At 58.2% G+C, this 1,903-nt stretch carries 1 protein-coding gene; it reads left to right on the top strand.

What is annotated here, in order from left to right; genetic code table 11:
* The first annotated feature begins 132 nt into the window (after positions 1-132).
* A complete protein-coding gene (locus FDX19_RS05240) occupies positions 133-1,821 on the top strand; it encodes a DUF2235 domain-containing protein (RefSeq protein WP_137381859.1) in 1,689 nt (562 codons plus the stop codon).
* The last annotated feature ends 82 nt before the right edge of the window (positions 1,822-1,903 follow it).

Raw genomic sequence — 1,903 nt, 5'->3', positions numbered from 1 at the left:
GCTACAACGGCTGCGGAAAAAGCACGCTGTTAAAACTGCGTGATGACACAATAATGTAGTAAAGACAGCACGTTGATTTAGGTTAAGGTATGATGGTGCATTAATTAACCACAGAAACTAAAAGGACTTTATATGAGCACAGACGATAAGGCCGCACCGGAAGATAGCGGCTATTATCAGTATGAAATTATCGGGGACTGCACCCATAAGACCAGCATTCACTGTAGCTTTAAAACCGTCTGGTGCCGGCAGGTGCCGGTCAGGGGGATCACGCTGACCGTGGGGGTGTTCTTTGACGGTACGGGAAATAACCGGGCGAACTCAGACGATCTGCGCCTGGCGTATGCCTACTGCGCCAGTCTGGTCGGCGAGGAGCGTGCCCGGGCATGCGCGAAGTATGAAGAGCACGCCAGAGCCGGGCTGGGTAACGGTAGCTGGCAGGGCGGCATCACCAATATTTCGCGGCTCAATGAACTTTACAAATCGGATACTGTCCTTGGCGAAGATCAGATGGAGGCGCAGGTGAAAGCCTACGTCGGCGGTATCGGGACGGCGGACGGTGAAAGCGATTCTATGCTGGGTAAAGCGCTGGGCAGCAGCCTTATCCGGCAGTTTGAAGGGGTGGTGACGAAGACCGATGAAGTTCTTGAGGAAATTGCTTCAGCACTGAACGTTTTCATTGGTCATAACCGTGACAAAGTGGCTATCGCGAAGGTGCAGTTTGACGTGTTCGGGTTTAGCCGCGGTGCGGCGGCGGCGCGGCACTTTGCCAACCGGGTGATGAAGGAGGACCCGGCGATAGCAGCAGCGATAGAGAACGGGCTGGATATGGCAGGACACCACGGAAAACCTGCGGGTGAGGTGCGCTTCCTGGGGCTGTTTGACACGGTCGCAGCCATCGGGAGTCTGTTGAACTTCTACGACATTAACGGGCGCAGCAACCCCGGAGTGAACCTCGAACTGCGCCCCCCGGTGGCGCAGAAGGTGTTTCAGATAAGCGCGATGCACGAGTGCCGGTACAACTTCAGTCTGAACAGCATCGCGGGGATGTGGCCGGAGCTGGCGCTGCCAGGGGCGCACTCGGACATTGGCGGGGGCTATAACGCGGGAGAGGATGAAATCTCTCTGCTGACGATGCCGGACTTTGAGGTGACGCGCGACAGCGCGGATGAAATGCAGACGGCAGTTTACCGTCAGGCGGAGAAGATGCGCCAGGCGTTGTATTCGCTGCCGGCGCTGAAATACCTGATGCCACACGGCAAGGTGGAGACGAAAATGATTTCGTGGCCGCTGGTTAACCGGGACAAGGCGCGGGCGTCTATTTTCGAGAAGAAAGTAGGCGCGGCGGTGTTTATGACGCGCAGGACGGTGCCGAACGACTGGGAAAAAGTGTGCCTGCGGGTGATGCTCGATGCGGCACAGGACGCCGGGGTTATGTTTGCACCGATACTCAGCAGCAACAAAGAGCTGGCACTACCGTCAGAACTACTTCCCTTGTGTGATAAAGCTATAGCGCAGGGGCAAGCGGTCCGGTGCGGCACGGCGCCGGAGGGATTTACGGCGGAGGAGATGCGGACCATCGGGCGTTACCTGCACTGTTCGGCGAACTGGAACATCGACTCGGATCTGAGTCTGTGGGTGAGTCCGTCCTCGGGAGAGATTTTTCTGCGACACCACTATGCGCCGACGGACGAGCGCTCGTTCGTGTGGCCGATGGCCCCGGGCAAAGGGTGGGTGCGGACGGTGTGGCGGATGGACGACCAGCAGCAGTGGGAAGCCCGGGCGCGGGTGAACGCGGATGCGCTGGACGGACTGTTCTGAGGAGGCAGGGATGAGACGATTACCGCTGATGGTGGCTGTGCTGAGCGTTATACTGACTGCCGGCTGCCATGACCGCCGGGCC

Source organism: Citrobacter sp. wls619, assembly GCF_005281345.1.
GTDB lineage: Bacteria > Pseudomonadota > Gammaproteobacteria > Enterobacterales > Enterobacteriaceae > Citrobacter.
The sequence above is the reverse complement of the archived record's forward strand: the minus strand, read 5'-3'. Positions and strand labels throughout refer to the sequence as shown.